Annotated in this window: 19 protein-coding genes and 1 pseudogene; 7 read left to right on the top strand and 13 right to left on the bottom strand. The window is 64.3% G+C overall.

Going from position 1 to position 21633, the window contains the following annotated elements; all coding sequences use genetic code 11:
- Window positions 1-146 precede the first annotated feature (146 nt).
- Window positions 147-524, top strand: a complete 378-nt coding sequence (locus ACFWO3_RS17310; protein ID WP_378579942.1) for an SHOCT domain-containing protein — start codon at window positions 147-149, stop codon at window positions 522-524.
- On the opposite strand, the gene ACFWO3_RS17305 is transcribed toward ACFWO3_RS17310, so the two are convergent.
- Complete coding sequence (locus tag ACFWO3_RS17305) at window positions 502-1428, bottom strand: LysR family transcriptional regulator (protein ID WP_378579940.1); 927 nt, start codon at window positions 1426-1428, stop codon at window positions 502-504. The two genes, ACFWO3_RS17310 and ACFWO3_RS17305, sit on opposite strands and share 23 nt — an antisense overlap.
- A 72-nt stretch (window positions 1429-1500) precedes the next feature.
- On the opposite strand from ACFWO3_RS17305, the pseudogene ACFWO3_RS17300 reads away from it, so the two are divergent.
- The 3 genes and pseudogenes from ACFWO3_RS17300 to ACFWO3_RS17290 all read left to right on the top strand — a co-directional run.
- Window positions 1501-2397 (top strand): annotated as a pseudogene (locus ACFWO3_RS17300) (EamA family transporter); the annotation flags it as partial.
- On the top strand, window positions 2396-3649 hold the full coding sequence (locus ACFWO3_RS17295; protein ID WP_378579938.1) for a MurT ligase domain-containing protein: 1254 nt from the start codon (window positions 2396-2398) through the stop codon (window positions 3647-3649). The pseudogene ACFWO3_RS17300 and the gene ACFWO3_RS17295, both read left to right, overlap by 2 nt.
- Window positions 3642-4349, top strand: a complete 708-nt coding sequence (locus tag ACFWO3_RS17290; protein ID WP_378579936.1) for a type 1 glutamine amidotransferase — start codon at window positions 3642-3644, stop codon at window positions 4347-4349. The genes ACFWO3_RS17295 and ACFWO3_RS17290 overlap by 8 nt, the downstream gene beginning before the upstream one ends.
- A 259-nt stretch (window positions 4350-4608) precedes the next feature.
- Here the strand turns inward: ACFWO3_RS17290 and ACFWO3_RS17285 are convergent, their stop codons facing one another.
- From ACFWO3_RS17285 to ACFWO3_RS17260, 6 genes are all read right to left on the bottom strand, one after another.
- Window positions 4609-5064, bottom strand: a complete 456-nt coding sequence (locus ACFWO3_RS17285) for an EXPERA domain-containing protein (RefSeq protein ID WP_378579934.1) — start codon at window positions 5062-5064, stop codon at window positions 4609-4611.
- 68 nt (window positions 5065-5132) lie between these two features.
- Window positions 5133-6566 carry an MFS transporter gene (locus ACFWO3_RS17280; RefSeq protein WP_378579932.1) on the bottom strand — a complete coding sequence of 478 codons (1434 nt, stop codon included), beginning with the start codon at window positions 6564-6566 and terminating at the stop codon, window positions 5133-5135.
- Between the two features lie 73 nt (window positions 6567-6639).
- Window positions 6640-7200, bottom strand: a complete 561-nt coding sequence (locus ACFWO3_RS17275) for a TetR/AcrR family transcriptional regulator (protein ID WP_378579929.1) — start codon at window positions 7198-7200, stop codon at window positions 6640-6642.
- Window positions 7197-7805: a recombination mediator RecR gene (recR, locus tag ACFWO3_RS17270; RefSeq protein WP_378579927.1), complete on the bottom strand. Its 609-nt coding sequence runs from the start codon at window positions 7803-7805 to the stop codon at window positions 7197-7199. Before recR ends, ACFWO3_RS17275 begins: the two co-directional genes overlap by 4 nt.
- A 9-nt stretch (window positions 7806-7814) precedes the next feature.
- Window positions 7815-8159, bottom strand: coding sequence for a YbaB/EbfC family nucleoid-associated protein (locus ACFWO3_RS17265; protein ID WP_378579925.1), 345 nt, complete (start codon window positions 8157-8159; stop codon window positions 7815-7817).
- A 48-nt stretch (window positions 8160-8207) separates the two neighbouring features.
- On the bottom strand, window positions 8208-8642 hold the full coding sequence (locus ACFWO3_RS17260) for an SRPBCC family protein (protein WP_378579923.1): 435 nt from the start codon (window positions 8640-8642) through the stop codon (window positions 8208-8210).
- A gap of 241 nt (window positions 8643-8883) precedes the next feature.
- Between ACFWO3_RS17260 and ACFWO3_RS17255 the strand changes: the two genes are divergently transcribed.
- Together ACFWO3_RS17255 and ACFWO3_RS17250 are read left to right on the top strand one after the other, a co-directional pair.
- Window positions 8884-10335 (top strand): FAD-binding oxidoreductase, encoded by a 1452-nt coding sequence (locus ACFWO3_RS17255; RefSeq protein WP_378580089.1) that lies wholly within the window; start codon window positions 8884-8886, stop codon window positions 10333-10335.
- Window positions 10332-11642: a class I SAM-dependent methyltransferase gene (locus ACFWO3_RS17250; protein WP_378579921.1), complete on the top strand. Its 1311-nt coding sequence runs from the start codon at window positions 10332-10334 to the stop codon at window positions 11640-11642. Before ACFWO3_RS17255 ends, ACFWO3_RS17250 begins: the two co-directional genes overlap by 4 nt.
- A 13-nt stretch (window positions 11643-11655) precedes the next feature.
- On the opposite strand, the gene ACFWO3_RS17245 is transcribed toward ACFWO3_RS17250, so the two are convergent.
- From ACFWO3_RS17245 to fes, 6 genes are all read right to left on the bottom strand, one after another.
- On the bottom strand, window positions 11656-12693 hold the full coding sequence (locus ACFWO3_RS17245; RefSeq protein WP_378579919.1) for a type IV toxin-antitoxin system AbiEi family antitoxin domain-containing protein: 1038 nt from the start codon (window positions 12691-12693) through the stop codon (window positions 11656-11658).
- Between the two features lie 153 nt (window positions 12694-12846).
- Window positions 12847-14988 (bottom strand): 3-hydroxyacyl-CoA dehydrogenase NAD-binding domain-containing protein, encoded by a 2142-nt coding sequence (locus tag ACFWO3_RS17240; protein WP_378579917.1) that lies wholly within the window; start codon window positions 14986-14988, stop codon window positions 12847-12849.
- Window positions 14989-15016: 28 nt separating this feature from the next.
- Window positions 15017-16231 (bottom strand): acetyl-CoA C-acetyltransferase, encoded by a 1215-nt coding sequence (locus ACFWO3_RS17235; RefSeq protein ID WP_378579915.1) that lies wholly within the window; start codon window positions 16229-16231, stop codon window positions 15017-15019.
- Window positions 16232-16389: 158 nt separating this feature from the next.
- Window positions 16390-18594 (bottom strand): DNA polymerase III subunit gamma and tau, encoded by a 2205-nt coding sequence (locus tag ACFWO3_RS17230; protein WP_378579914.1) that lies wholly within the window; start codon window positions 18592-18594, stop codon window positions 16390-16392.
- A 50-nt stretch (window positions 18595-18644) separates the two neighbouring features.
- On the bottom strand, window positions 18645-19220 hold the full coding sequence (locus ACFWO3_RS17225; RefSeq protein WP_378579912.1) for an HhH-GPD-type base excision DNA repair protein: 576 nt from the start codon (window positions 19218-19220) through the stop codon (window positions 18645-18647).
- Window positions 19192-20469: an enterochelin esterase gene (fes, locus tag ACFWO3_RS17220; protein WP_378579910.1), complete on the bottom strand. Its 1278-nt coding sequence runs from the start codon at window positions 20467-20469 to the stop codon at window positions 19192-19194. The genes ACFWO3_RS17225 and fes overlap by 29 nt, the downstream gene beginning before the upstream one ends.
- 54 nt (window positions 20470-20523) lie before the next feature.
- Between fes and fepB the strand changes: the two genes are divergently transcribed.
- Entirely contained in the window at window positions 20524-21549 is a 1026-nt protein-coding gene (fepB, locus tag ACFWO3_RS17215) for a Fe2+-enterobactin ABC transporter substrate-binding protein (protein WP_378579908.1), read from the top strand.
- Window positions 21550-21633: the final 84 nt, after the last annotated feature.

Raw genomic sequence — 21633 nt, 5'->3', positions numbered from 1 at the left:
CGCCACCTCGACCCCCACCGCTCCCGGGCGCGCGGGGGGGCCCGGGTTCACCCGCCCACTTTCCCCCCGCCGCCCCTGTGTTTGTTTTGGTCCTCCACAGACTCCCACACCACTCACAGGCGCAGCCTCAGGTGCGATAGTGAGATATGGACTCTTTTTGGGACTTCCTTTGGGTCATCATCGTCAGCTTCGCCTTCGTGGCGTACCTGATCCTGCTGTTCACGATCATCACGGACCTCTTCCGTGACCACAAGACATCCGGATGGGCCAAGGCGGTCTGGGTGCTCTTCCTGTTCCTCGTCCCCCTGCTCACTTCCCTCGTCTATCTGATCGTGAAAGGCGACGGGATGGCGCAACGCTCTTCGGCAGCGGTGCGAAACGCGCAGGAGGCGCAAGAGACCTACATCCGCGAGGTGGTCGGCAAGTCACCCGCCGAGCACATCGCGGACGCGAAGGCTCTCCTCGATTCCGGGACCATCACCGAGGAGGAGTACCAGACCCTCAAGGCGAAGGCACTCGGCTGACGTCGTCGTCTGCTGCGAGGACGTCGGCGACCACCGTTCGAAACGCGTCGAGCACGGTCCGAACGGCGGGACGCTCGTCCGCCGACGGTCGACGAGCGAGTTCGTAGATGCGGGCTGCACGCACACCCGCGAGGCGCACCTGCGCCACTCCCGGATGGGAAACCGAGTGCCGGGCGAGCAGCGCAACCCCGTGACCTCCCGCCACCAGTTCCTCGATGACCCGAAAATCGTTGATTCGCTGGACGACTCGAGGCTGAACTCCCGTGGCCGCTGCGATCGAAAGCAGCACGTCGTCGACGGGAAATCCGCCGCACACACTGATCCACGCCTCGTCCGACAACTGCTCGAGCCGGACCGAATCCTCATATGCCAGTGGATGATCGGGCGGGAGAATCAGGTCGATCGGTTCACGCATGAGCGGTTCGGCCAGAACTCTCGAGGAGGAGCTGTCCACGGCGCGCTCGTCCCGGTGAGTGAGGACGACGTCGTAGTCCGCGAGCAGGGCCGGAACCGCCGAGGCAGGTAGGTCCTCGTCCCGCGCTTCGAGGTCCACGCCCGAATCCTGAAGTGCCGTGATGATCCTGGGCAGCAGGAGTCCGGCGCCCGAAGGGAAGAGTGCGGCTCGGACCAGTCCACGCGGGGACCCGCGGTAGGACTCCATCTCTGCGGTGGCGCGGTCGAGCGCGGCGAGCACGTCGTCTGCTCTAACCACGAGGGCGCGGCCCGCGTCGGTGAGTCGCAGACGTCGGCCGTCCAGCTCGAGCAGTCCCACACCGGCTTCCCTCGACAGGATCTTGAGTTGCTGCGAGACCGCTGACGGCGTCATGGACAGGGCCTGCGCGGCGGCGGCGACCGTTCCACGGTCGGCCAACTCCCGGAGGACCAGGAGGCGATGCGCATCCATGTAGTAAACCTACATCGATAGTGTACGGATAGTCGCTTGTCCTGAACCTTTGCATGACTCACGATTAATCCCATGAATCCCCGTGACCGCATGATCGCCCTCACCTCGGTACTGCTGTGGGGTCTGAACTTCCTTGCGATCCGGGTAGGCCTCGACCACTTCCCGCCCTACTTCTTCGCGGGACTGCGCTTCCTCGTGATCGCAGTGCCGGTCGTGCTCTTCGTCCCGAGACCACAGGTGCCGCTGAAGTGGCTCCTGCTCTACGGCGCCGGCTTCGGATTCGGCCAGTTCGCGTTCCTGTTCTGGGCAATGGACACCGGAATGCCCACCGGTCTGGCATCACTCGTCCTGCAGTCGTCCGCGCCGTTCACCGTTCTGCTCGGCGCCCTTCTCCTGAGGGAAAAGCTCCGCCCGATCCAGATCGCCGGACTCACCGTCGCCGTTGCCGGAATGAGCATCATCGGCTGGGACCGAGCGGGACATGCCGCCCTGATCCCGGTGCTGCTCACCCTGCTCGCGGGGCTTTCCTGGGCATTCGGAAACATCGGCAACCGTAAGGCCGCAACCACCGAGCCGATGCGCCTGATGCTGTGGATGTGCGTCGTTCCCCCGATACCGATGCTGGCGCTGTCCGCCACGCTCGAAGGGCCGACAACCGGATGGACGATCCTCGCCGGATCGTTCGACGCCGACGGCATTCCGGCAGTCCTCGGACTGGCGTACATCGTGGTATTCGGAACGATCGTCGGCTCCGGCCTGTGGACCGTGCTCCACACGCGTAACCCCGCCAGTGCGGTCGCCCCGTTCTCACTGCTTGTTCCGATCGTCGGAATCGCCGCATCCTGGGTTGTCCTCGGCGAGCGTCCGAGCGCCGCGACGCTGATCGGCGGGGTGGTGGTCATCACGGGCGCCGCCGCCACGCAGGCGCGAATCGGCAAAGCGCGGACGCCTGTGCCAAACTCGCTCGGTGAGCAGAAGCACCGGGATCACGACACGGGGCAAACTGGCCCTTCGCGCAGCCGCAGCCGCCTCGTGGGCGTCGCAGAAGGCGGGACGCGGCAAGGGGTCGATGATCGGCGGGCTGATCGCCCTGAAGATCGACCCCTCATTGATGACACAGCTCGGACGTGATCGCCGCACCGTCGTCGTCACCGGCACCAACGGCAAGTCCACGACCACCCGCATGACGGCCGCGGCCCTCGCCACACTCGGCGACGTCGCAACGCAGGCCGACGGCGCCAACATGGACGCGGGAATCGTCGCCGCCCTCAGCTCTCACATCGAGGCACCCGTCGCCGCCCTGGAGGTCGACGAACTGCACGTGCCGCACGTGTCGGACGCCGTGAACCCCGAGGCGATCGTGCTGCTGAACTTGACGCGAGATCAGCTCGACCGGGTCGGTGAGATCAACATGATCGAGCGGAAGCTACGCGCGTGTGTGGCCGCACATCCCGACGCCGTGATCATCGCCAACTGCGACGACGTGCTCGTCACCTCCGTCGCCTACGACGCGAAGAACGTCGTATGGGTCGCGGCCGGAAGCGGTTGGGTCGGCGACGCCACCAGCTGCCCGCGCACGGGAGAACCCATCGTGTGGGAGGGAACGCACTGGCGCAGTACGGGATCCGATTTCGCACGTCCCGAACCTGATTGGTGGCTGGACGACGACAATCTGTACGGGCCCGACGGCCAGGTCACCCCCATGTCGCTCGCGCTGCCTGGAACGGCAAACCGCGGCAACGCTGCTCAGGCCGTGGCCGCTGCTGTGGTGATGGGAGCGCGAGCCGAGGACGCTGTCGCCGCAGCCTCGACGGTTCGTGACGTCGCGGGCCGCTACAGCACGGTCCAGGTCGGCCCCCACTCCGTCCACATGCTGCTCGCGAAGAATCCCGCCGGTTGGCAGGAAGCACTGTCCATGATCGATCCGACCGTCGACGGTCTGGTCATCGCCGTGAACGGGCAGGTCCCCGATGGGGAGGATCTGTCGTGGCTGTGGGACGTCCGTTTCGAGCACTTCGAGGGAGTGAAAGTGATCGCCGCCGGTGAACGCGGTACCGATCTCGCGGTGCGACTCACCTATGCGGGCGTGGATCACACTCTCGAACGGAATCCGCTGCGCGCCATAGCCTCCTGCCCACCCGGCCGTGTCGAGGTGCTGGCCAATTACACGGCGTTCCGCGACCTCAACACGGCGATCGCCAAGGAGGCCCACAATGGCTGAGTCGACCCTCCGTATCGGTCTCGTACTGCCCGATGTCATGGGCACATACGGCGACGGTGGCAACGCCCTGATCCTTCGTCAGCGGGCGCGGATGCGCGGTCTGGACGCGGAGATCGTGGAGATCACGCTCAGCGATCCGGTTCCCGAGTCTCTCGACGTGTACACGTTGGGCGGCGCCGAAGACTCCGCCCAACGTCTGGCGACCCGTCACCTCACGCGGTACCCGGGCCTCCAGCAGGCCGCCGAACGTGGTGCACCGGTCCTCGCCATCTGCGCCGCCATCCAGGTACTCGGCAGGTGGTACGAGACGTCGGCAGGTGAACGCGTGGAAGGCATCTCGATGTTCGATGCCACCACCTCGCCGCAGGAGAATCGGTCCATCGGGGAGGTGGTCACCGCGCCTCGACTCGACGGCCTGACTGCACAGCTCACCGGTTTCGAGAACCACCGCGGCGGTACCTCGCTGGGTGCGGATGCCGAGCCTCTCGGCAGGGTTTCCCGGGGCGTGGGCAATGGCGTGGGTGACGGCAACGAGGGCGTCGTCCAGGGTTCGGCGATCGGCACGTACATGCACGGTCCGGTTCTCGCCCGAAACCCGGAGTTGGCGGATCTACTGCTGATGCGAGCGCTCGGAGTGTCCGAGCTGACACCCCTCGATCTCCCCGAAGTGAGCCAGCTCAGGCGCGAGCGCCTCGCATAGAGCACCCCTTACAGGGGTTCGGCCGGGAACGCTTTCGCATTCTCGGCCGGATCTCTGCTTCACGAGTTTTCTCTGCTCACAGGTACATTTCCTCGTTCCGCACTATCGACCATACAGCAATGTGAGTCATGTCACAACACCTCGACGAGACTCATGAGAAACGGCGGCGAAACACCGCTCGTGCCGTACGTAGAACCACCCGCGCAGGGGTGTGCTTGCGTCCTTCGGGATCACGTACGAATCGTGGCGACGCGCGGTGTCAGGGACTCGCCGTCGGACTCCGATCGACCCGCTGTTGTCCGGCCACGATCAGCCAGGACGCAGCCAGTACGGGCACGACGATATACGGCCCGTTCAGCAAGTAGAACGCTGCCCAATCCAATGGCTGCACGTCGCCGGTCGCGTCTTCGATCATGTAGATCGCGGTGGTCGCGACCATCATCCCGGCAAGCGGCAACACCACGTACGGCAACCACGACGTATGACGAACGAACCCGTATGCGGCCGCCGCGTAGAAGGGACCATACGCAAACGCGAACCAACTGATGGTCTGGAGCCACGATGGCGGATCCCGAAAAATCGGGTCGATCTCGCGCGCATACAAACTGTTCCCCTCGTAAACGATGCCCAGCGCGACTGGCATGTCGAAGGCTAGCCATCCGATGAAGAACAGAACGAAGAAGACGGAGAACAACCTGCCGATCATCTGACTCATGCGATCTCCTCGGCCACAGCCGAAACAATCCTACGTCGCCGTAGTCGCGGCCCGCGCCGATATACGAGTCAGGCACAGACTTTCTTCATCTGCGTATTCCTCCCCGGCAGCGCGACGCAGGCGATCAACACGATGACCGACAACAACGCGCACACCAGGTAGGCGCCGGTGAATCCGGATTCGGTACTGAAGTGGGTGCCGGCCACCAGGTGGGCGGCCAGGATCGTCGCCACCACGGCACTGCACACCGTGCTGCCGACCGTCCGCAGCAGCACGTTGACGCCGTTGGCCGCTGCCATCATCTCGACAGGCACGGCGCGCACTATCAGAATCGACAGCGTGCTGTAGACCAGGGCGGTACCGATGGCGGTGACTCCGAGCGTGGTGATCACCAGCCACAGATCCTTGCCGCCCATGGCATGCACGATGTAGCCGCCGGTCAACACGACGGCACCACACATCATGGTGACCTTCGACCCGAAGCGTTCGGTGATGCGCACACCCACCTGAGCGAAGATGATCATCGCGGCACTCGTCGGCAGCTGGCACAGCGCGGCCTGCACGATGGTGAGACCGTAGCCGGCGCCGTCCGAAGGAGTTTGCAACAGCTGGGTGGTGATGAGGGTGTTGCCGAAGAAAGCGAACCCGACGAGCAGCGCCACCACGTTCGGGATCAACACCGCGCGACGCATGGACACCCGGAGATCGACCAGCGGGCTCTCGCGTCGCCACTGGTGAACACCCCACAGCGCGAACAACACTGCCGAAGCCGCGAACGTCGAGAGAACCGCCGAACTCGTCCAGCCCCAGGTGCCGCCCTGGGTGATCGGAACGAGCAGGCACACCAATGCGGCGGCGAGCCCGACCGAACCGGCTCCGTCGAATCGACCGGAGGCGCCGATCGGTGATTCGCGCACGAACACCACCGTGGCGATCGTCAGAACGACACCGATGAGCGTCGTCACGATGAAGAGCATGTGCCAGTTGTAGAACTCGGCGATCGCAGCGGAGAACGGCAAACCCAGCGCCGTACCGAATCCGAGCGTGGAACTCATCATCGCGATCGCGCTGTTCACCCTGTGCGGCGGAAGTTCGTCACGCAGCAGGGACACCCCGATCGGGATCACTGCCGCGCCCGCCCCTTGCAGTGCGCGGGCACCGATGAGGACGGCGATGTCGGAGGACACAGCGCACAGCAGCGATCCGAACGTCATCATCACGAACGCGGTGAGCAGAAGCCGCTTCTTGCCGAACATGTCGGCGAGCCGTCCGAAGATGGGAGTGATCACCGCGCCGACCAGCAGGGTGATCGTCACCATCCACGACACCGCGACCTGGCTCGAGTTGGTGAGCCCGGGGAGAACCGGCAGAAGCGGAATGATGACCGTCTGCATCACCGCATAGAAGATCGCTGCCCCGCACAGAATCGGGAACAGGAACCGGGACCCGCCGCTCTCGATCTCGAGACTGGGCGCACCGGGAGACTCGATCGAGGTCGTCACGCGGCACCGCCTGTCCTGCGAGGTAAATGGATGTTCACCAGGCTAGGTGAATCGTCGTTTACCTCGCAAACGGTCAGACCGTCGCACCGTCCAACAGTCGTTGCACCAACGGTGCGTACGTCGCCACCACTTCCGCCGACGATCCCGCCGCCTGGTTCTGCATCATCCGGCGCCGCATGAGGGCGAGTCCCATCAGCATCGACAGGACCAGCTCGGCGCGTAACCGCACGTCGGGACCGGTGAGGCGGTCAGCCAATCCGTCGATCACCTGACGTGAGTAGTTGTCCCGCAGCTTGGCACTGCTCTCCTCACCGGCACCGCTCATGGACAGGATGTTCATCGAGAGCGGCCGATATTCCTCGAGAGGTCGCGTGAACAGTGTCACCAACCGTTCCCCGAGTTTCGGCAGCGGAGCATCGAACATCATCTCCGCCGCCGACGTGAAATCCACGAGCTCGTCGAAGAGCTGCTCCTTGGAACCGAAGTACTTGATGATCAGCGGTGCACTCACGCCGGCGTCCTCGGCGATGTCTTTGAGCGTGATCTCCCGGTACGGGCGGGTGGCGAACGCCTTGCCCGCCGATTCGACGATGAGCGTGCGCGTCTCGTCGGCTGTGCGCTTGGGCGCCGTCACAGCTCCCGACGCCCCGACAACGCGCGTCCGAGCGTCAGCTCGTCCGCGAACTCGAGATCGCCGCCCATCGGCAATCCGGAAGCCAAACGCGACACCTTCAACCCAGGGAAATCCCGAAGCATCCGCACCAGGTACGTCGCGGTGGCCTCGCCCTCGGTGTTGGGGTCCGTCGCGATGATGACCTCGGACACGTCGACGCCGTCGACCTGATTACCGATACGCCCCAGCAGCTCCCGGATACGAAGCTGATCGGGCCCAACACCGGACAACGGATCCAGAGCTCCGCCGAGGACGTGATAGAGGCCGCGAAACTCCCTGGTCCGTTCGACAGCCTGAACGTCCTTCGGCTCTTCCACCACGCAGATCAGGGTCCGGTCACGGCGCGCATCTGCACAGATCCGGCACTTCTCCTTGTCTGAGACCGTGCCGCACACGATGCAGAACTGCACGCCGTCCCGCACCCTCTGCAGGGCCTTCTGCAAACGGTCGATTTCCGGCGGCTCGACCCCGAGTAGATGGAACGCGATACGTTGCGCACTCTTCGGTCCGACGCCGGGAAGCTTTCCGAGCTCGTCGATCAAGTCCTGAACTGGACCTTCGTACACGTGCGTCCTCTAGATGCCGGGGAGGCCGGGGAATCCGCCTCCGCCACCGATGCCGCCGGCGAGCGGTCCGAGCTTCTCGGCGGCGAACTCCTGCGCCTTGCCCGAGGCATCCTCGATCGCGCCGATGATCAGATCCTGCAGAGTCTCGACGTCCTCGGGGTCGACCACCTTGGGGTCGATCTTCAGTCCGACGACCTCGCCGGTGCCTTTGACGGTTGCCGTCACGAGACCGCCTCCGGCCTGGCCGGTGACCTCCGCCTCTGCCATTTCCTGCTGAGCCGCCATCAACTGCTCCTGCATCTGCTGCGCCTGCTGGAGAAGTTGCGACATGTCGGGCTGTCCACCTGGTTGCACTGAACGTGGTCCTCTCTGCGTGTGTGTGTCAGCGTAGTCCGTGACCGGTCAGGCCAACTCTGCCTTCAAGTTCTCCAGAACCTGGGCCTGGATCTTCTTCAGGCCGAGCGGGGCGAAGGTCTTCTCGAAGAACCCACCGATTCCACCCGCGCCCTTCCATTCCGTCTTGGTGGTGACGGTCGAACCTGCACCGCTGGGCTCGACCACCCAGGTGGTGACGAGCGAGGAGTTCGCGTCCGTCTCGGTGATGGTGTTGCCGGCAACCGTGACCGTCGCCTCGATGTCGCGGGAGCGCTTCTCCGTCGCCTTCAGGATCCAGTGGGCCACGGTGCCGTTGCCCTGACCGCCCTCGATCACGCGGTAGTCGAGGTACTGCTCCGAGAGAATCCGCGGGCGTACCGTGTCGTAGTCGGAAAGCGCTGCGAGCGTCTTCTCGGGCGACGACGAAACGGTGATCGAACTGCTGGCACTGACCTGGCCCACGATGGCACTCCCTTTGACGACGAAATTGCGTGACGAAACCTGCACATGAAATCGGACGCCTCCATCCTGCCTGCAGATGCAGGCGGCGGGCGAAGACGCGACTTTCCAATGTGAGGTAGCTCACTTTTCGATGTCGGTTGCGCGAAGTGTTCGCAAGTAGTCGAAATTTACATAGCCGGAACAACGATTCAGCGCTAGCGTCGACCTTGTGGCTGTCTCTTCGGTCGAACTCATGAAAAGCCTGCGGGCGGGTCGTCGTCCATCCGATTCCCGCGGGACCCCCACCCTGCGTGGCCCCGAGGCCCATCGTGCCGGGGTCGAGCGACTCCTCACCTCGTATCGCGCAATTCCACGGGACGCCAACATTCGCCTCGCGAAGAAAACGTCCAACTTGTTTCGTGCGCGAGCGAAGAACTCCGCGCCCGGCCTCGACGTCTCCGGCCTCGACGGCGTCATCTCGGTGGACACCGATGCCCGCACCGCCGACGTATCGGGTATGTGCACATACGAGGACCTCGTGGACGCGACGCTGCCCTACGGGCTCGCGCCGATGGTCGTACCGCAACTCAAGACCATCACGCTCGGCGGCGCGGTCACCGGACTCGGGATCGAATCCACATCGTTTCGCAACGGACTTCCTCACGAGTCGGTACTCGAGATCGACGTACTGACCGGCTCGGGAGAAATCGTCACTGCGCGGCCCGAAGGCGAGTACGCGGACCTCTTCTGGGGCTTCCCCAACTCCTACGGAACACTCGGGTACTCCATCCGCCTTCGCATCCAGCTCGAACCCGTGAAACCGTATGTCGCCCTGCGCCATCTGCGATTCGACTCCCTGGAGGAGCTGCAGACCACGATGGACCGCATCGTGAACGACCGCGAATACGACGGCGAAACCGTCGACTACCTCGACGGCGTCGTGTTCACAGCGCACGAGAGCTACCTGATTCTCGGACGACAAACCGACGAAGGCGGTCCGGTCAGCGACTACACCGGCAACGACATCTTCTACCGCTCGATTCAGCACTCGTCGATCAATCACCCGAAAACCGACCGGCTCACCATCCGTGACTACCTGTGGCGGTGGGACACCGACTGGTTCTGGTGCTCTCGTGCGTTCGGTGCGCAGAACCCGAAGATTCGCAGGTTCTGGCCGAAAAGCCTGCTACGCAGCAGCTTCTACTGGAAGATCATCGCCCTCGATCACCGATGGGACATCGGCGACCGTATCGAGCACCGCAAAGGCAACCCGCCCCGCGAGCGCGTCGTCCAAGACGTCGAGGTGCCGATCGAACGAACCGCAGATTTCGTTCACTGGTTCCTCGAAGAAGTCCCGATCGAACCGCTGTGGCTGTGCCCGCTGCGATTGCGTGAGCCCGCGCCCGCCGGCGCCTCCGCACAGCGGCCGTGGCCGCTGTACCCGCTCGAGCCGAAACGCACCTACGTGAACATCGGTTTCTGGTCTTCGGTGCCCGTCGTCGCCGGTGAACCCGAGGGCGCGGCCAACCGACTCATCGAGGAGAAGGTCAGTGATTTCGACGGACACAAGTCGCTGTACTCCGACTCCTTCTATTCGCGTGAGGACTTCGAACGCCTCTACTACGGCGGCGAGCATTACGCGGCTTTGAAACAAAAATACGATTCCGAATCCCGTTTGTTGGATCTCTTTTCGAAGGCGGTACAAAGACGATGACTACTCTGAAAGGCCCTGCCACGCAGGGCACAGACCACAGACTCTCCATCGCGGAAATCCTCGAGACGCTCTCCGACGGAATGCTTCCGCTCCGTTTCACCGCCTACGACGGCAGCTCCGCGGGCCCCGAGAACGCGCCGTACGGACTGCATCTGAAGACCACCCGCGGTACCACCTACCTGGCAACGGCGCCCGGCGACCTCGGAATGGCACGGGCATACGTCGCGGGTGATCTGGAAGCGGTCGGCGTCCACCCGGGCGACCCCTACGAGATCCTGCGCATCATGGGCGACGAACTGCATTTCCGCCGTCCGTCCGCCCTCACTCTCGCGACCATCACAAGGTCGCTGGGATGGGACGTGTTGCGGCCAATCGCGCCTCCCCCGCAGGAACATCTCCCCCGTTGGCGGCGAGTCGCCGAGGGGCTGCGGCACTCCCGCACCCGCGACGCCGAAGCGATTCACCACCACTACGACGTATCGAACGCCTTCTACGAGCGCGTCCTCGGTCCGTCCATGACCTACACGTGTGCCTGTTACGAGAACGCAGACAACACGCTCGAAGAGGCACAGGAAAACAAGTACCGCTTGGTGTTCGAAAAGCTCGGGCTCCAAGCCGGAGACCGACTGCTCGACATCGGATGTGGTTGGGGCGGGATGGTCCGCTACGCGGCGCGACGCGGAGTGAAGGCGATCGGCGTGACACTGTCCCAGGAACAAGCCGACTGGGCGCGCAAAGCGATTGCCGACGAAGGACTTGCCGAACTCGCCGAGGTTCGATTCTCCGACTACCGAGACGTTCCCGAAACGGGATTCGACGCGATCTCTTCCATCGGTCTCACCGAACACATCGGTGTCGGAAACTACCCTGCCTACTTCTCGTTTCTGCGTGACAAGCTGCGTGAGGGCGGGAAGCTCCTCAACCACTGCATCACGCGGCCGGACAACCGTAGCCAAACGAAGGCCGGCGGATTCATCGATCGCTACGTATTCCCGGACGGCGAGCTCACCGGGTCGGGACGCATCATCTCCGAGATCCAGAACGTCGGCCTCGAAGTGCGTCACGAGGAAAATCTGCGCGAGCACTACGCGCTGACACTCGCCGGGTGGTGCAAGAACCTCGTCGACAACTGGGATGCGTGCGTCGAAGAGGTCGGCGAAGGCACGGCACGCGTGTGGGGTCTGTACATGGCCGGCTCTCGACTCGGCTTCGAGCGCAACGTGGTTCAGCTCCACCAGGTCGTTGCCGTCAAGCTGACACCCAAGGGAGATGCACAGGTTCCCCTGCGCCCGTGGTGGAAAGCCTGACCCCTGTGAGTGGTTAGCGAGTCTCTGCCCTCGCTGACCACTCACAGGCCCGACAGGGACTCGGGTGCGTTCTGACCCATCCTTCACGCGTCAGGACCGTCTCCACTTCCCTCGCTACTTCACACGCGTTCTTCGTCACCTCGTCGTATCCATAGACCAGCCTGGGACGTCGAGCCAGCTCCGCCGCGTTGTCACGCCGGCGATCCCGGAATGCCACCTCGGCCATCGAATGTGTACCGCGCCCGTCCAACCGGACGATCAGCGGAACTCCGTACGGGCTGTAGTCGCAATCCTCGAACAAGGTCCGGCCGTCCACCACCACAGGTGACTGACGCAGCGCAGGAGGAATCCCATGTGCACTCTCGACGTCGACTGCGTAGCGGTACTCGAGCAGCGATTGAACACCTTCTGCCAGTAGACGCACTGCATCGGCCAGTACCTTTCGATACCTGCGTGGCCGTCGCTCGTCCAGTCTTCGACGAATGTCGACGAGCGGTATTCGGGAATTGCCGACCGTGCGCACCAATGACGCATACGCCTCTTCCGCAGTGTCTTGTTCCACTGCAAGGTCGACAGCCGTATCTGCCCTCGTCGTTCTCGGCTGATCCATCTCGACTCCGATGAAGTTCTGGGCCCGCGAACGATGAACGGCCACACCAGGATGTACCGCCGCGCCTTCTTGATGGCACAGACTGCTTGCGGCAAGTTCGGACCCCACCACTGTCTGCCCCTGACAGATCGCAGATCGTCCGTACGGAACCGTGATGTGGACCGGCCTGGCGTCCTCCGCGCGAATCATTCCCCACTCCTCGGCCGCCGTGTAGTGACTGAGCAGAGCACCGTTGCCCCCGAACAGAAGTGCAGCCTCCAGGGTGGCGGCCCTCGAGATCGGCCCGGTGCTCACGGCGTAGACGCCGTGCAGGACCGCCTGCCATCGACCGGATTCCACCCGATGACGAACCCGACTTCGCGGGTAGCCGAGGGCGTGAAGTTGTGAATGAGTGACGAGACCGAACTGGGAGACGGCCAATTCCTTCAGTGCATTGGTCATGCTGCCACGGTGACCGCGGCGACCGACCCGGAAATCCTCGAAACAGAGAAATCCCCCAGTCCTGTGAGTAATACCCAGGACTGGGGACAACTTCCTCCGTGAGTGGTTAGCGACTCTCTGCACTCGCTAACCACTCACGGGCGGCGGAGCCGCCTACTTCAGCGACGCCGGAGGCGTGAAGCGCTCGCCGTACTTGGCAGCGAGTTCTTCCGCCCGCTTCACGAAGCCGGCCTGGCCGCCCTCGTAGCCCACGATGTACTGGTGCACACCACCGGTCCACGCCGGGTAGCCGATTCCCATGATCGAACCGATGTTGGCGTCGGCACTGGTCATCAGGACGCCCTCGTCGAAGCACTTCTGCGTCTCGATGGCTTCGATGAACAGCATGCGCTCGATGAGGTCCTCGAACGGGACCTCATCGAGTTCGGCACTACCGAATTCCTCACGAAGGCCCGCCCACAGACCGGTGCGCTTGCCGTCCTCGTAGTCGTAGAAGCCGGCACCGCCGAGCTTGCCCTTGCGGTCGTGCTTCTCGACGAGCGTGTTGATGACGTCGCCGGCCGGGTCGGCGGGAAGTTCCTTGCCCTCGGCCTCTGCGGCTTCCTTGGATTCCTTGCGAATCTTCTGCATGAGCGTCAGATTCAGTTCGTCCGAGAGCTGCAGCGGTGCCGCCGGGTAGCCGGCCTGCAGGCCCGCCTGCTCGATGGTTGCGGGCTCGACACCTTCCTTGAGCATGCCGATGGCCTCGTTGATGAACGTGCCGATGACACGCGAGGTGAAGAAACCGCGCGAGTCATTGACGACGATCGGCGTCTTGCGGATGGCCTGCACGTAGTCGAACACGCGCGCCAGCGTCTCGTCGGACGTCTTCTCACCGCGGATGATCTCCACCAGCGGCATCTTGTCGACCGGCGAGAAGAAGTGGATGCCGATGAAGTCTTCCTGACGCTTCACACCCGTGGCGAGACCCGTGATGGGAAGCGTCGAGGTGTTCGAGCCCAACAGCGCCTTGGGATCGACGATGTCCTCGATCTCCTGGAACACCTTGTGCTTGAGTTCCTGGCTCTCGAAGACGGCCTCCACGACGAAGTCGACGCCCGCGAAGTCTGCGGGATCGGCAGTCGGAGTGATCCGATCGAGGAGTGCCTTCGACTTCTCCTCCGTGGTCTTGCCGCGCGAGAGTGCCTTGGCCTCGATCTTCTCCGAGTAGTTCTTGCCCTTCTCGGCTGCTTCGATGCTGACGTCCTTGAGGACGACCTCGAAGCCTGCCTTGGCGGACACGTAGGCGATACCGGCGCCCATCATGCCGGCACCGAGCACACCGACCTTCTTGATCGCGGTCTTCTCGATGCCGTCCGGGCGAGACTTGCCGCCGTTGATGGCCTGGAGGTCGAAGAAGAACGCCTGAATCATGTTCTTCGCGACCTGTCCGGTCACGAGGGACGTGAAGTAGCGCGCCTCGATGACGAGAGCGTTGTCGATGTCGACCTGCGAACCCTCCACTGCGGCAGCCATGATGGCGCGCGGTGCGGGCATCGGGGCACCCTTGATCTGCTTACGCAGGTTCGCTGGGAATGCCGGAAGGTTCGCCGCGAAGGCCGGGGTCGACGGGGTGCCGCCCGGGATCTTGTAGCCCTTCTTGTCCCACGGCTGAACGCCGCCTTCGGGGTTGGCCTTGATCCATGCCTTGGCTGCGGGAACGAGTTCCTCGACGGTGCCGACGACCTCGTCGATCAGTCCGGTCTCCTTCGCGGCGACCGGGCCACGCTGCTGTCCCTGAAGCAGCACACCCATCAAAGCGTTCTGCAGGCCGAGCATGCGCACGGTGCGGACGACGCCACCGCCACCGGGAAGGAGGCCCAGGGTCACCTCGGGAAGGCCGATCTTGACGCCTTTCACGTCCGCTGCGACGCGGTGGTGCGTGGCGAGAGCAATCTCGAGGCCTCCGCCCAACGCGGCACCGTTGATCGCGGTGACGACCGGCTTGCCGAGCGTCTCGAGGCGACGCAGATCCTTCTTGATCCCGATGCTGCGGTTGTAGATGTCCTCGGCGTTCTCGGGGCCGAGCTTGATCATGCCCTTGAGGTCGCCGCCGGCGAAGAAGGTCTTCTTGCCGGAGGTGATGACGACGCCGGCGATGTTGTCCTTCTCGGACTCCAGGCGATCGACCGTTGCCTTCATCGAGTCGATGTACGCGTCGTTCATCGTGTTCGCGCCCTGGTTGGGGTCGTCGATGGTGAGGACGACGATGCCGTCGGCGTCGCGCTCCCAGTTGATGATGTTCTGCTCGCTCACTGTTTCTCGTCTCCTGTTCGTGTGAGCGTCAGACGCGCTCGATGATGGTGGCGACACCCATTCCGCCGCCGATGCACAACGTGATGAGGGCGTACCGGCCGCCGCGACGCTCGAGCTCGTCGACCATCGTTCCGGTGATCATTGCGCCGGTGGCGCCGAGCGGGTGGCCCATTGCGATCGCGCCCCCGTTTACGTTGAGCTTCTCGTCGGGGACGTTCATGTCCCTCTGGAACTTGAGCACGACGGACGCGAACGCCTCGTTGATCTCGACCAGATCCATGTCGTCGATGGTGAGGCTGGCCGCGGCCAGCGCCTTCTTCGCAGCCGGCGTGGGGCCGGTGAGCATGATGGTGGAATCCGCGCCAGAGGTGGCGGTCGCGACGACGCGCGCCTTGGCCTCGAGTCCCATATCCTTGCCGGCCTGCTCGGATCCGACGAGCACGAGCGCTGCGCCGTCGACGATTCCGGAGCTGTTGCCGCCGTGGTGCACGTGGTTGATCTTCTCGACCTGGTGGTACTTCTGCAGAGCCACGGCGTCGAACCCGCCGGCTTCGCCGATCATGGCGAAGGACGGAGTGAGACCCGCGAGGTTCTCGGCGGTGGTGCCGGGACGCATGTGCTCGTCCTGGTCGAGGACGGTGATGCCGTTGATGTCCTTGACCGGCACCACGGACTTGGAGAAGTATCCGCCGGACCAGGCCTTGGCGGCGAGATCCTGCGAACGCACGGCGTAGGCATCGACGATGTCGCGGGTGAAGCCCTCGATCGTTGCGATCAAGTCCGCGCCGACGCCCTGCGGAACGAAGTAGTTGTCGAAGTTGGTGGCCGGGTCCAGTGCCCACGGCCCGCCATCCGAGCCCATCGGGACGCGAGACATCGACTCGACACCGCCGGCGATGACCAGTTCGTCCCAGCCGGAGCGAACCTTCTGTGCTGCGACGTTCACGGCCTCGAGGCCGGATGCGCAGAAACGGTTGAGCTGGACGCCGCCGACGGTGTCGGGCAGCCCCGCGTCGTTGACCGCGACGCGCGCGATGTCCATGCCCTGGTCGCCCACGGGGGTGACGACACCGAGGACGAGATCGGAGATCCGGTCTTCGTCGAGATCCGGAAAGCGGCTGCGAAGTTCGTCGATCAAGCCCGTGACCAGTGAGATCGGCTTGACCGAGTGCAGGGAGCCGGTCTTCTTGCCGCGGCCACGCGGCGTACGGATGGCTTCATAAATGAATGCCTCTGTGGTCACTTGAGGTGTTCCTTCCTAAGTTGCGTCGACGCCGACCATGGACACGGCGCGCTGCACAGGGGATTGACCCCGGCTACACCACTCTAGAACGTGTTGCAGAAATAGGGGAAGGACCCAACCGAGCGAAGATCGTGACCAAGGCGATCTTCGCCTGGCGCTCAGCCCTCGAGTTTCTTCGCCCCGAGCACGTCGTGAAGCAGTTCTAGAGCCACGTCCTCCGGGTCACGCCTCGTCGCGGGATCGGCCGGTTCGGCGGCCTCCGCGAACATCTCGTCCTCGTCCTCCGGAGTCGACGCCGGCGGAGTCGACTCGTAGTCCACGGGGGGCGGACCCGGATCTTCGGGGTAGTCGGGCGCTTCGGGCGGCGGAATGTCGTCGACGGACGGCGGTGGGTTCTGCGCTCCCCCGTCACCGGGCGACGGGCTCTCAGGAGTCGCGCGAGCTTCGGCGGCGCGTTCCTGACTGGGGCGCGAGAATCGGGGTGCGCCCGCAGGGCGGGTGTTGGCGGGAGCCGCCTTGGGCGCGGCTTTCGGCGCAGCGGGCGCTTCCACACCTGGGAGGTATTCGACTTCCCATGCGCCACCGAACCGCTCCGCAAGCACCTCGCAGAGCACCCGGGCATTGTGTGGCTGCACGATACGTGCGCCGAGTCCTGGCGTGGGGTGTGCGAGAACGAGTTTGTTGCCCTGCACGTCGTACACCGTTGCAGCGGACAACATGGCGGGCAGGATCTTGTTACGCTCGCCAACCTTCTCGCGCAATTGATTCCAGACGTCGCGGACAGCGGCGACGTCCGGTCCGGCAGAGGCGGCAGCAACCGCCGGCTCCGGCTCCTCGACGGTCTCCCGTTCCGGTTCCGGGGTCGACTCCGGCACGGGCTCGGGTTCCGGGACGTCTGCCGTCGGCTGTTCGGAGATCTCGGGAGCCGGCTCGGGAGCGGGCTGGGGTGGGGGCGGCGGCGCAGGCTCCGGCTCGGGAGCGGGCTGCGGCGCAGGCTCCGGCTCGGGAGCGGGCTGCGGCGCAGGCTCCGGGGTCGGCGCAGGCTCCGAGGTCGGCTCGGGTGCAGGCTTTGCTTCGGGGACTGGAGCCGCGGCTTCCTCCGCAGCTTTGCGCTGCGACGGACGCTGGAACTTGATCGGAACATCGGATGCAGCGGTCGCCGGAGCCGGAGTTGCGGCCGCGGCAGGCGCACTCGCCTCGGCCCCGGCCGCCGGGAGGCCGCGTTCGACCCGCTCCAGGCGTTGCAGCACAGCCGATTCCGCATCGGATGCGGCAGGCAGAAGCAGTCGCGCGCAGACGACCTCGAGCAGCAGGCGCGGGGCTGTGGCCCCGCGCATCTCCCCGAGTCCTGCGTGCACCACTTCTGCGTAGCGAGTCAGAGTCGCGGGACCGATACGGCCGACCTGATCACGCATCTTTTCCAGAACGTCCATCGGCGCGTCCACGAGGCCGCGCTCGGACGCGTCGGGAACCGCCTGCATCAAGATGAGGTCCCGTAACCGTTCGAGTAGATCCGAAGCGAATCGGCGCGGATCGTGGCCCGCGTCCATCACGTTCTCGACGGTGCCGAACAGGGCTGCGCCGTCGTTTCGAGCCAGCGCATCTATCGCATCGTCGAGGAGAGAGGCATCGGTCACGCCGAGCAGTCCCAGCGCACGCGCGTACGTGACGCCTTCGTCCGATGCACCGGCCAACAGTTGGTCCAGGATGCTCAACGAGTCACGCGGCGATCCACCGCCTGCACGAATGACCAGCGGATACACCGGGTCTTCGACGGGAACGCTCTCCTGCGTACAGATCTTCTCGAGGAGTCCGCGCATGACCGGTGGGGCGAGCAACCGGAAGGGGTAGTGGTGAGTACGCGAGCGGATGGTGGGGAGCACCTTCTCCGGCTCGGTGGTGGCGAAGATGAAGATGAGGTGTTCCGGCGGCTCTTCCACGATCTTCAGCAGCGCGTTGAAGCCCGCCGTGGTGACCATGTGCGCCTCGTCCACGATAAACACGCGGTATCGAGATTCCGCCGGCGCATAGAACGCACGATCTCGAAGTTCACGAGTGTCTTCGACACCACCGTGGCTGGCCGCGTCGAGCTCGGTGACATCGAGATTTCCCGGCCCGCCGGGGCCGAGGGCAACGCACGACGTGCACACACCGCAGGGCGTGGACGTGGGGCCTTCGACGCAGTTGAGGGAGCGAGCGAGAATGCGGGCGGAGGACGTCTTGCCGCAGCCACGAGGGCCCGAGAACAGGTAGGCGTGATTGATGCGTTTCGAGTCAAGGGCAGTGCACAGAGGCTCGGTGACGTGCTCCTGCCCCACCACCTCGGCAAACGACGCAGGTCGATACTTCCGGTACAGGGCCACGCGGAAAGACTACCGGCGAGCTCCGACAGCCAGGTGGGGTGTGGGAGTAACTACTTCTTCTTGGCCGCAGCCTTGGCGGCCTTCTTGAACTCGCGCACCTCGAGGAGACTCTTCTCGTCGACTACGTCCGCGATCGAACGACGAGCACCCTCGTCCCCGTATGCGCCCGCGGCCTCTCGCCATCCGTCCGGCTCGACGCCGATCTGCTTGCCCAGCAGGGCCAGGAAAATTCTCGCCTTCTGATCGCCGTAACCCGGCAGCGCCTTCAGTCGCTTCAGAACTGCATTGCCGTCGGGATCGCCCGACGTCCACAGGGCCTCGGGTTTGCCGTCGTAGTTGTCGACGAGAAACGCACAAAGGGCCTGGATTCGGCCGGCCATCGAACCAGGGAATCGGTGGACCGCCGGAGTCTGTGCGCACAGGCTCGCGAACTCTTCGGGGTCCATCGTGGCAATCGCGTTCACGTCGAGTGCGCCGAGCCGATCATGGAGCTTCTTCGGCCCGAGGAAAGCGGTTTCCATCGGGACCTGCTGGTCGAGAAGCATTCCAACGAGGAGCGCCAGCGGATCCTTCGCCAACAGCTCATCCGCTTCGGGGTCACCGACCAAGTTCAACGTGACTGCCATACGCCTCATCTTGCCACCCGGGTCGGTGCAGCATCTCGAATACACCGGCGATCAGTCGGTCCCGCCACTGCAGGACTTCGTGCCCACCGCAGAACTCGCGATAATGCACGTCGAATCCCTTTTCGACCAGCAGGTCCCGAACCTCCCTGTTGCTCTCGGTGAGCATCCATTCGAGTGAACCCACCTCCAGGACGAACCGGCTGCCGAACACCGCTGTTCTGCTCACTCGGTCCTGAATCGAGATTCCCGGAGCTGCGCCCGGCCACCAGAACGATCCGGACAGGCTCACGGCGCACCCGAATGTGTCCGGTTCCGTCAGCGCCAGATGGCAGGCGGTCAGGCCGCCGAGACTGCACCCCGCAACGATGGTCGAGGCAGGATCGTCTGTCGCGGCCCACTTCCGACGAAGCCATGGCAGCAACTCGACGACCAGTCCCGCCGCGAAAGTCGGGCTGCATCCCAACTCTTCCGACCGCAGGTCGATCCCCACACTGTCGACCATCACTACGAGCGGAACACGTGCCCCGGCATCGCCTATCGAATCGACCGCTGCGGCGAGTGGGTGTTCCTCCACCCAGGTTCTGCCGTCGAACATCACCACGACCGGCCTGCTTTCCGCGACCAACCCCGGCGGCTCGTAGATCCACACCGATCGCGGTGTGCCCGCCAGGTCGAACGACTCTTCGTGAAGTCGGCCGCGCCCAGGGGTATCCGTCCACCACCGTTGCCGTGGAGCTGCGGGCATCACGGCTTCGGAACTCGTCCCTGACTGCGCCACTCGCTCGGGCAATGCATTGAAAGGGTCGGAACGGGCGTCCGCCAACACCCGCCTCCACCATTGCCAGCCTGGATGACCGTCGGGTGGTGCGAGGCGCTCTGCGCTGGGAACGAAGCGATATGCGCCGCGCCAACGGTCGGGGACTTCGATCGACACGTGCCACAGGTCGGTCCCCGAAACCCGAGTCAATGCTGTGCGTTCGAGGTTGCCGCGGTCCGTGATTCCGTTCGCGTCGAGGTAGACGTGCCGGGTTGGCGAGGCACTCTCGTCACCGTCGGGGTCGCGCCAACAGAAGGTGGCGACGACCGAACCCGTACCCGCACCGTCGCCCATGACCAGTGGCGTCCCGGTAGTGGCGACACGGTTCCAGAACGCGGGCACGTCGTCCTGCTTCAGGTTCCGGATCACCTCGGAATCGACGATCCGACGTTCCGGGCCAGGCATCCTCTGCAACTTCCAACTCCACTTCATGACCAGGTAACGCTAACCTAAGACGATCCTTTACTCGGCCGAAAGAGAGAGACCGTGAAACTTCGTCGTTCAATGGCGGTGGCAGCAATACTCGCAGTCGGAATTGCGAGCGCTGCATGCTCGTCGGATACCGAATCGCTCAGCGAGTCATCGAGTACGGTTGGCGCCGACTCGGCCTCCGAAGGAAACTGGCCGCGCACCATCACCGATGAAACCGGCAGCGTCACCATCGACAAGAAGCCCGAACGAATCGTGTCCACGAGTGTCACGCTCACCGGGTCTCTACTCGCCCTCGACGCTCCGATCATCGGCACCGGCACGCAGGCACCCTCCTCCGTCACCGACAAGGACGGCCGATTCAGCCAATGGGCCGACGTCGCCGACGAAAAGGGGGTCGAGACGCTGTACCAGGGGGCACCGAACGTCGAACGCATCACTGCGGCAGAACCGGACCTCATCTTCGTGTCCGCCGGCGGCGCCGACACCGCCCGCGAGCAGGTGGACATCCTGAAGCAGATCGCCCCGGTCGTCCTGCTGCGTTACGACGACAAGTCCTGGCAGGACCTTTCCATCCAGATCGCCGGCATCATCGGCGCCGAAGAACAGGCCCAGGAGATCATCTCCGAGTTCGATACCCGGATCGACGAGGCCAAGACCGAACTGGGCGACAAGATCAGCGCCGCCAACCCGGTCAACGTCCTGACCTACAACTCTCCCGAGGATTCCCGGATCTTCACACCGGTGTCGGCCCAGGGAATGCTCCTGACCAGGTTGGGCTTTTCCCTCGCAGAACTGCCCACGGTGATCACCGACGCCGATGCCGGCGACTTCGCCGGACGCAAGGACGTCTATCCCGCCACACAGGAGAATCTGCCGTTGGCGCTCCCCGGAAACACCACGATGATCGTGAGCGCCACCGAACCCGACGCCGAGCGTTTCGTCGCGGACCCGCTGCTCAGGGACACCCCTTCGGTGCAGCAGGATCAGGTTTTCGCACTGGGCGAGGAGAGCTTCCGGCTCGATTACTACAGCGCCAAGCTCTTGGTGGACAACATCGTCGAGGAACTCGACAACCAGTAGTCGCCTCGGCTCACCCCTTTTGGGGCCCGACCAATGTCACACCGGTTCAGCTCACGCGAACCGGTGTGACATTGGTCGGGGTTG

The organism is Rhodococcus sp. NPDC058521 (assembly GCF_042719695.1).
In the GTDB taxonomy this organism is placed as follows: domain Bacteria; phylum Actinomycetota; class Actinomycetes; order Mycobacteriales; family Mycobacteriaceae; genus Rhodococcus_F.
This window is presented reverse-complemented; position numbering and strand designations above follow the sequence as displayed.

What these genes read in the sequence shown, in the direction of transcription:
- ACFWO3_RS17225 (WP_378579912.1), bottom strand. Translation starts at nt 19,220, where the DNA reads ATGGCAGTCACGTTGAACTTGGTCGGTGACCCCGAAGCGGATGAGCTG.
- ACFWO3_RS17250 (WP_378579921.1), top strand. Translation starts at nt 10,332, where the DNA reads ATGACTACTCTGAAAGGCCCTGCCACGCAGGGCACAGACCACAGACTC.
- ACFWO3_RS17285 (WP_378579934.1), bottom strand. Translation starts at nt 5,064, where the DNA reads ATGAGTCAGATGATCGGCAGGTTGTTCTCCGTCTTCTTCGTTCTGTTC.
- fes (WP_378579910.1), bottom strand. Translation starts at nt 20,469, where the DNA reads ATGAAGTGGAGTTGGAAGTTGCAGAGGATGCCTGGCCCGGAACGTCGG.
- ACFWO3_RS17245 (WP_378579919.1), bottom strand. Translation starts at nt 12,693, where the DNA reads ATGACCAATGCACTGAAGGAATTGGCCGTCTCCCAGTTCGGTCTCGTC.
- ACFWO3_RS17310 (WP_378579942.1), top strand. Translation starts at nt 147, where the DNA reads ATGGACTCTTTTTGGGACTTCCTTTGGGTCATCATCGTCAGCTTCGCC.
- ACFWO3_RS17290 (WP_378579936.1), top strand. Translation starts at nt 3,642, where the DNA reads ATGGCTGAGTCGACCCTCCGTATCGGTCTCGTACTGCCCGATGTCATG.
- ACFWO3_RS17305 (WP_378579940.1), bottom strand. Translation starts at nt 1,428, where the DNA reads ATGGATGCGCATCGCCTCCTGGTCCTCCGGGAGTTGGCCGACCGTGGA.